Origin of the sequence: Vibrio sp. CJQ_6 (genome assembly GCF_043106745.1) — a bacterium.
Taxonomy (GTDB): domain Bacteria; phylum Pseudomonadota; class Gammaproteobacteria; order Enterobacterales; family Vibrionaceae; genus Vibrio; species Vibrio furnissii.
This window is the reverse complement of sequence record NZ_JBICMV010000026.1, coordinates 1-6,850: the sequence shown is the minus strand read 5'-3', so window position 1 is coordinate 6,850 and position 6,850 is coordinate 1. Positions and strand designations below refer to the sequence as shown.

Annotated in this window: 8 protein-coding genes and 3 pseudogenes; 1 reads left to right on the top strand and 10 read right to left on the bottom strand. The window is 41.5% G+C overall.

What is annotated here, in order from left to right; translation table 11 throughout:
* Window positions 1-68: 68 nt before the first annotated feature.
* From ACF8PK_RS14345 to ACF8PK_RS14325, 5 genes and pseudogenes are all read right to left on the bottom strand, one after another.
* On the bottom strand, window positions 69-1,121 hold the full coding sequence (locus ACF8PK_RS14345; protein ID WP_392441912.1) for a tetratricopeptide repeat protein: 1,053 nt from the start codon (window positions 1,119-1,121) through the stop codon (window positions 69-71).
* Window positions 1,105-1,434 (bottom strand): annotated as a pseudogene (locus ACF8PK_RS14340) (hypothetical protein); the annotation flags it as partial. The gene ACF8PK_RS14345 and the pseudogene ACF8PK_RS14340, both read right to left, overlap by 17 nt.
* Before the next feature lie 93 nt (window positions 1,435-1,527).
* Window positions 1,528-1,746: a hypothetical protein gene (locus ACF8PK_RS14335; RefSeq protein WP_392441910.1), complete on the bottom strand. Its 219-nt coding sequence runs from the start codon at window positions 1,744-1,746 to the stop codon at window positions 1,528-1,530.
* A gap of 59 nt (window positions 1,747-1,805) precedes the next feature.
* Complete coding sequence (locus tag ACF8PK_RS14330) at window positions 1,806-2,213, bottom strand: hypothetical protein (protein ID WP_392441909.1); 408 nt, start codon at window positions 2,211-2,213, stop codon at window positions 1,806-1,808.
* 284 nt (window positions 2,214-2,497) lie between these two features.
* Window positions 2,498-2,689: a hypothetical protein gene (locus ACF8PK_RS14325; protein WP_392441907.1), complete on the bottom strand. Its 192-nt coding sequence runs from the start codon at window positions 2,687-2,689 to the stop codon at window positions 2,498-2,500.
* 255 nt (window positions 2,690-2,944) lie between these two features.
* On the opposite strand from ACF8PK_RS14325, the pseudogene ACF8PK_RS14320 reads away from it, so the two are divergent.
* Window positions 2,945-3,055 (top strand): annotated as a pseudogene (locus ACF8PK_RS14320) (AEC family transporter); the annotation flags it as partial.
* 127 nt (window positions 3,056-3,182) lie between these two features.
* Here ACF8PK_RS14320 and ACF8PK_RS14315 read toward each other — a convergent pair.
* The 5 genes and pseudogenes from ACF8PK_RS14315 to ACF8PK_RS14295 all read right to left on the bottom strand — a co-directional run.
* Window positions 3,183-3,461, bottom strand: a pseudogene (locus ACF8PK_RS14315) (MAPEG family protein); the annotation flags it as partial.
* 105 nt (window positions 3,462-3,566) lie between these two features.
* Entirely contained in the window at window positions 3,567-4,700 is a 1,134-nt protein-coding gene (locus ACF8PK_RS14310; protein ID WP_392441906.1) for a hypothetical protein, read from the bottom strand.
* A 1-nt stretch (window position 4,701) separates the two neighbouring features.
* Window positions 4,702-5,424, bottom strand: coding sequence for a hypothetical protein (locus tag ACF8PK_RS14305; protein ID WP_238771987.1), 723 nt, complete (start codon window positions 5,422-5,424; stop codon window positions 4,702-4,704).
* 87 nt (window positions 5,425-5,511) lie between these two features.
* Window positions 5,512-5,679: a hypothetical protein gene (locus ACF8PK_RS14300; RefSeq protein ID WP_238771985.1), complete on the bottom strand. Its 168-nt coding sequence runs from the start codon at window positions 5,677-5,679 to the stop codon at window positions 5,512-5,514.
* Between the two features lie 57 nt (window positions 5,680-5,736).
* On the bottom strand, window positions 5,737-6,735 hold the full coding sequence (locus ACF8PK_RS14295) for a sel1 repeat family protein (RefSeq protein WP_238771983.1): 999 nt from the start codon (window positions 6,733-6,735) through the stop codon (window positions 5,737-5,739).
* Window positions 6,736-6,850 lie beyond the last annotated feature (115 nt).

The following is a 6,850-nucleotide window of genomic DNA, read 5'->3' as shown; positions in this document are numbered from 1 at the left end:
GCATACCCTGTTGTGGCCATAACCGCTCCTAAACACGAATATCTAGCAAAGTGAGTATAAATGAAAGTTTAATCTACCCAATCATCACGGCTAGTAAAACCATCTATGTATACCATTGGTGTCATTGTTTTCATACTTTCCTCTATATTACAGTCTATAGTTATATTTTCCGCATTTTCTATACCAATAAATAACTTGTCTGACCCTGTTATAGCCTCATACAAAGTAGCATAGCAATATAATTTGCTATTATTAAATTCTTTTTTAAACTCAAAAAACCTAGTCTTATAAAAGTGTGTACCGCCTAGAGTTTTTAGTTTTAAATATAAATCATCATTACTTTTTAGATCGGAGTCTTGTCGAACAAGAAATTCTATTGCTGGTATATAATTATTATTAGCAGCAACAGTTAGCAACTGAATTGCTAATTGATATAATTCTGGAGTTTTAGCTTCATAATTAAATTTATCTTGTGGACGAATTAAAATAGTATTTACATAGTCCATCAAGGGTTGGTAATAATGATATTGAGAAAATCGAATTACCTCTTGAATATACTGAGCACGAGTCTCTTTCGATTGGTCTAATTCTTGCTGTTTTAGTAAAAAATATTGAGCTCGCAGATCACCTTTCTCAGCGAGAGATTTAAAAAGTTCAATGGCTTTATTGAAATTTTCATCAGTGCACGTTTTTTTACCAAAGTATGCCAAGCATCCTTTTCCTAATGGGGACAGTTCATAATACGCATATGGATTCCCTTGATTAGCGGATTGCTTATACAACTTAATAGCCCTTGCGATCGACTGACTACTAGCTTGATAAATCATCTTAGCGACCAAAAATTGGGCTTCATAATCATTTTTATCAACTAAAACCATTAATTTTTCATAGGCTGAATGTGTGTCGCCATGTTGAATATTGACCAATATGTCATACAGCTTATCTCCCGGCTTTACGGTGCTCGATATATAAGGGTCATCAGATTTTTTGTTAATATTTTCAGTAATAAATGGCTGAAACAGGGCGATATCGTCTTGTGGGTTAGGCTTGCAAGCAACCAGCCCAACTATAAAGCTAATCACCAAAACAAGACGGAGAAGTCGATTAGGATAAAGCTTCATGAATACTCCAATTGATAATAATTTCGTTCTTTTTCACTAGCTCACAGTGTGACTCTGTTTCTAGCCATACTTGCAATTTTTGACCGACCACCGGATTTTGCACAAGACCGATCGGGTAAGCAAAATACTGGGTTGGCTTTTTAATTCCAACCAGCAGGCCGCTCTGGAATGACTCATCATAACGAGTTAGCACCATATTCTTACAAAGTTTCTCACTAACCTCATCAAACTTCCGAGAAATTAACTTATTCTCACCACTTAAATCAGACGCTTTCACAAACCTTGCCAATCTTAGCCACTGGGCTTGGGAGGTTTACAGTTGCAGTTAGTGTAAGCGCAAATAAGCTGCACAAACCATACAAATTATAAGTAATCAGTCTCGTTTAGATAAAAGCAGTATCCATCACTAAGATGGTGAAAAAACATTCAATGCTGGGACACTATCTGGCTGATTTTTTTGCTGCTCTGCGATTCTTTTCAGAGTTTGCTGGTATTCTTCATCACTCATATCACGCCAGTATCGTGGATTGCGCCCAGTCTGCTTATCATAGGCGGTAGTAGTTGGGTCTCTTTCACGTGCAGGCTCAAGCACTAAAATATCGGGCATGGGTTGGCTGATATCCATGTAACGTTGGATCATATTCCACAACCGATAATACTCTTCCACCCTCTCATTACTGCCAATTAGATTACCGAAGGCACCCCAAAGGAATAATCATGATAGCGATGCACCAACATCAGGTTGTAATTTAAGTGCCCTTGTGGACTAGGGGCGGACATCAGCACACAGTCAAACTCAATAAATGGATGGCTAAAACGCTTTTTATTGCCTTTTTTAAACAGTGTCATCATGCCAGTTTGGCGATTGAGGCTATACACTCGTTTACTTTTTAAAAAGGGCGCTAGAAAAAGATGGCCTGCACTGACCAATTTAAAATGACCATAAAAAAGTAAACAAGGAAGTGTTGTATACAAAGTAACAGTGCCAAAATCTCCAGCCCAATCCTTCCATCCATACGGTCCAAATATCATGGCAGAAATAATGATCAAGTAGAGAAGCGGCAAGGCAATAATAAGTGAAACTTTTACCATCCCAGCAATCATAAAATAGAATTGTGACCACCCAGACAAAGCCTCACTATTTAAATTTTTTCATCCCAAAATAAATTATCTTGATTATAGCTTTGCATAGCGGACGGCTCAGTCTCTCTTGCTAGAGACAATGAAATTGTCTCATTGGCTTTAGTAAAAGGGAATATCTGCCCCTTTAAGATACGCCGTAAAAACCTTACGCCTCTTTAGGTGGTTGGAGGGTGAATTGCTCTGAGTTATAAGCCATTATCATTCCTAATGTTTTTGATGACCGATGATACGCTTTACGCCAATACGGTATTGTGCGCCCAATCTTGATCACTGTTGTTATCTAAAGCATACGTTGGAACCACATTCACAGCGCGAGAATCATCACGCTCTTCTAATGCTAATGTCGGAAAGCTGGCCTGCTCAACGTGCAGCTTGGTTCTGAGCACAAAAACAGGCTGGTAGCGATACTGATAAGAACGCATCATCAGTAGGCTAAAATCGGTACTGTATTCTGGTACGGTTAAATCATATTTAACAAAATAGGCAGTACCTTCATTACGCTGCTCTTGATGGATAACCGTGACATTATGCTGGCTTAGGTTAATGATTTCACTCTTTTCAGTTGAGCCCGTTCGGCTACTTGTTATGGTCTTTTTTTCAATCGCTTGTCGAGCATAAAACTCAACCGTGACCGATTGAGCATTGAGTAACGCCGCTAAATTGGTGTTGACATGGATAAGATGGGCGGCAACGCCACATTGGCCGCCAACATCATCGCGCTCATCACCGTATTCTCTTTGCTCTCATGTACGCTGAGCATTTTCATTCTCTCTAGCTTGCAGCTCATCTAGCCTCGAAACGGTTGTTCCCCGTTCAACGCACAGACGTTGGGCGGAACACCAAACCGACGATATCGCGCCGCTCACGCACGCGACATTTGCCTGATGGTCATTTCGCCCGCGACGCTTAACGTCAGAGATAGATCGCTTTGGCATGCAGCAGACGACCGAGAATGAAAGCGATGCCAGTCGCATGCAGCCACCATACATTCGCGCCGTTGAACTCTGCGAAGCCCATCAAAATCAACGTGATCGGAATGTACTCCGCGGCATTGCCCTGCGCACTACGCGCCAAAGTCAACGCATTCACGCCCCCATCCATATACTTCACCTGATGACGCCGACGCTGCTTGATCACCTGCACCGCCAACCCTATCAATAACCCAGCCAAAATGACGGCATACAACGCTGTAGCCATAAGATTTCCTTAGTCCCCATTGAGGAGATAAGTGTAGATGAAAAGAGAGGAAAGAAAAAAGCGCTGCGGTGCAGCGCTCTTAGGTATCGCAGAGAAAGGCATCCGTTATGCCCGTTTCTCCTGCGGAGGCTGCATGTAACGGCTGCAAGCATCGCCGATACTGAAAATGGTTTGTCCCTTTGCGTATTCATGGCGAACCAGCATCTCATTCACATAATCAAGCGCTCGACTCGGTTTTTGCCATTGTTCTTTGGGTAACGGTTTGCTCCACGCGACAACATCCGCAAAACAGTCAGAGCGCTGTTTGATTTTGCTCATTTCGTAATTCGTACGCCAGATACCCAGCATGGTACCGTTGATGTACCACCAAAAGCGTGTCGCATTACTGAAGTCTTCTTTTTTGATGCCATGAGTCAGGCAGTGTTCTTCAATGATGCCATCAAGCGTCAACGGTGCAGGGTCACAAATTCGATCTGCACCCTCATCCATGAAGGTACGAATCATCTCCCAAGTGGAAGCTGCATGAAACTTATCAATCGCGCCTATCTGCAGCGCCGACCAAAACTCGCCATAAGTTTCCTCATCATTTGCCGAAATCATTAAAGAGGCAGACGACATCACACCGCCAGCGGTCACGGTGCTGCTCTGTCCCACCATGGCACAAACCTTTTCCCAAGGCACAATCCGCGTTTCAATGGTCTTGCTCTCTTCATTCCAACGAGAAAACAATACTTCACGACGCTGACGATGAAAACGGCACGGGAGCGTTTGAGAAAGCATTTTTCTGGCACTAAGCAAAATACTACCATTAATGAATAATATCCCCCCCAAAGGAGCTAATGTAGCTAATAATATGTACAGAAAATCATATAAGCGAAACTCTTTATGCCAACTACCATCCACCAAAACCTCTTTGAAAGCGCCTTCATAGATTCCATAGAAGCCGCCAAATATAATGTAAAACCATAGAAAAAAGGCGAAACCGATAAAGGCCATCATCCACATCAATTGGGTCTGGAATATCAGACCACCAACGCCACCTATATCGATATATTGAGCCGTTTTCGCAACAAGCTGATCGCAACGTCCAGCTTTCGGTAATAACGTTTTAATAGGTAAAGGGCAGAGTACATGGCTCGAACCAAAGAGTTTATCGGTACGTTGACCTGCGACAAAAGGGAAAGAGTTCAAGGAATGCTCTAGTTTAAGTTCATCTTCATTAAAATAATCACCTGACATACTATTCACTTTTTGGTTCTCGATTAAATATAGGATGCTTGTATTGTTCATTAATGCTTTTCAACTTATTATATTCAAAATTTTCATGAATAACTCTTAGTTTTTCGATAAAAACTCGCTTCTCATCGAATGTATTAAAGAAAATACTTCTTACTAATTTAGGATGAAATTCATCATTAGTATTTATTTCTAATAATATGTCATTTTCAGGGTCAAAAATAATCAATTCATTGGAGAAATAAACTTCTTTTTTTGCTATTTCTGGATTGAAATTTGTCAAACCGAAAGAAAGCAGTGCACACCCAGCGACGCCAACAAAAGCAATTGGCCCAAATAGGAATAAAGCCACAATACATACCGCAATACCTACCCAAGCAAAGCCTCGGACAAATGTATAAGCACTGTCAGGTACAGCAACTTGCTCAGTATAGAAAATACCAACCGGTGTTAAGCTGTAACAAAAGGTTCTATCTGAAAGGAAAAGGTATCGTCCCGCAAACACCATTCCGATACAAACCATAACATTTATCCAAAAATACACGCTGGCAATATCGAGTTCACTAAACAAAAGTAGAGCTAAGGGAATACAACCAGCAGTTATAACCATGAACCAACGTGCTTTAGCTGCTCGATATCCGCCAAATCCTGTATAGTCCCAGCTAAAAACAATCTCACTACTATGAAGATTTTCCGCCAATTTGTTCAATTTTCGTTCTGATATCATTTGTTCCTTCCTGTCGATAGTTAGGGAAATGTCATCGACATATCTAGCAATAAAAATGTTGGCGGTTGGTTATTGCAATGTGTCACTCTAACCCAAACGTTGCTTAAGCACTGCTAGCATCAGATTGCTGCTGAAAAATTGCTGCGCTTGTTGATACTCTTTTTGGTTAAACAGACGAATACCCTGCTCAACAGATTCCATCGCCCAAGCAGCGCTGTGTAACAACATTAAGCAGAGAACGATAATTTTTTTCATGTGCACCATAAAGAGAAACGCGCCTTAACCCCGAATACAGGCCAAGGCGCACAACAATTAGAACAGATTTATCGACGTTTCATCCAAAAACAGATTAGGCTTAATGTCTTTTACAAATTCAGCCACTTGTTTATCCATTTCCGCTTGCTCTTGCTCAGTAACGAGAATTTCAAACACTGGTTCACCATTTTCATCCGAAACGGGTAAGCCATCTTTGATGATGCGTTTGTGTAAAATAAGGCTATTATCTTGCTTAGACCCACCCAACGCCTCAGTAAGCCGACTGTAGTAGTAGGCTTTTTTAGGATCGGGGGACATGATGATATTACCATCACGATCTTCCTCACCTACTCGATAGGCAAGATATAGTGTTTTCGCTGCTTCCGCATAACCCAATTTTATTGCTTTATTAATCCATTTCATGGCTTCATCATAACCAATGGTATCCATTCGATAATAAAGCGTTTTCATTGCTGGAGCATAACCTTGGTTGGCAACCAACTTGAGGTACGGTAGCTTGTCTTCAGATGAATCCCAATAAGTATTGTAGTCTAGGAACTTATAGCCACCATTAGGAATGGCCTTACTGACGATTTCTTGATACCGACTTTGACGATAAAAAGGGATATATTCCCACCACTCTCTTTGATTGATTTTTAGAGCAAATGCGGCTTTACCATCGCCGTTTTCAGCAAGAGCTTTCCATCCCTGCTTGGCCTTCGTCAACCATTTCTCATCACAGGGCCAGCCAAGAAACTTACAAGGGTTGTTAGCATACAGATTCACATCCCCCAAAACCCCCATCGCCCAGGGGTCACCCATCTCCGCCGCTTTTAAAAATGTTTGTCCTGCCTCAAAGTGCTGGCGGTTTTTGTACTGGGTCACCCCTAACCAAAATGTCGCATAAGCACTGCCAGAATCCGATTGCTGCTGAAAGATATGCTGCGCTTGCTGATACTCTTTTTGATTAAACAAGATAATTCCCTGCTCAACAGACTCCATCGCCCAAGCAGCGCTGTGTAATAACATTAGGCAGATAACGATAATTTTTTTCATGTTTACTTCTCGGGTAACCAGTTAACAAGTCGATAGCCACTAGCTTTTAAGTGTTCGAGCTGCGCCTTATCACTGACAGGCAGTGCTGTGTAGTCGGTACTTAAACGGGCTCTGA

What these genes read in the sequence shown, in the direction of transcription:
- ACF8PK_RS14345 (WP_392441912.1), bottom strand. Translation starts at nt 1,121, where the DNA reads ATGAAGCTTTATCCTAATCGACTTCTCCGTCTTGTTTTGGTGATTAGC.
- ACF8PK_RS14335 (WP_392441910.1), bottom strand. Translation starts at nt 1,746, where the DNA reads ATGGATATCAGCCAACCCATGCCCGATATTTTAGTGCTTGAGCCTGCA.
- ACF8PK_RS14330 (WP_392441909.1), bottom strand. Translation starts at nt 2,213, where the DNA reads ATGGTAAAAGTTTCACTTATTATTGCCTTGCCGCTTCTCTACTTGATC.
- ACF8PK_RS14325 (WP_392441907.1), bottom strand. Translation starts at nt 2,689, where the DNA reads ATGATGCGTTCTTATCAGTATCGCTACCAGCCTGTTTTTGTGCTCAGA.
- ACF8PK_RS14310 (WP_392441906.1), bottom strand. Translation starts at nt 4,700, where the DNA reads ATGTCAGGTGATTATTTTAATGAAGATGAACTTAAACTAGAGCATTCC.
- ACF8PK_RS14305 (WP_238771987.1), bottom strand. Translation starts at nt 5,424, where the DNA reads ATGATATCAGAACGAAAATTGAACAAATTGGCGGAAAATCTTCATAGT.
- ACF8PK_RS14300 (WP_238771985.1), bottom strand. Translation starts at nt 5,679, where the DNA reads ATGAAAAAAATTATCGTTCTCTGCTTAATGTTGTTACACAGCGCTGCT.
- ACF8PK_RS14295 (WP_238771983.1), bottom strand. Translation starts at nt 6,735, where the DNA reads ATGAAAAAAATTATCGTTATCTGCCTAATGTTATTACACAGCGCTGCT.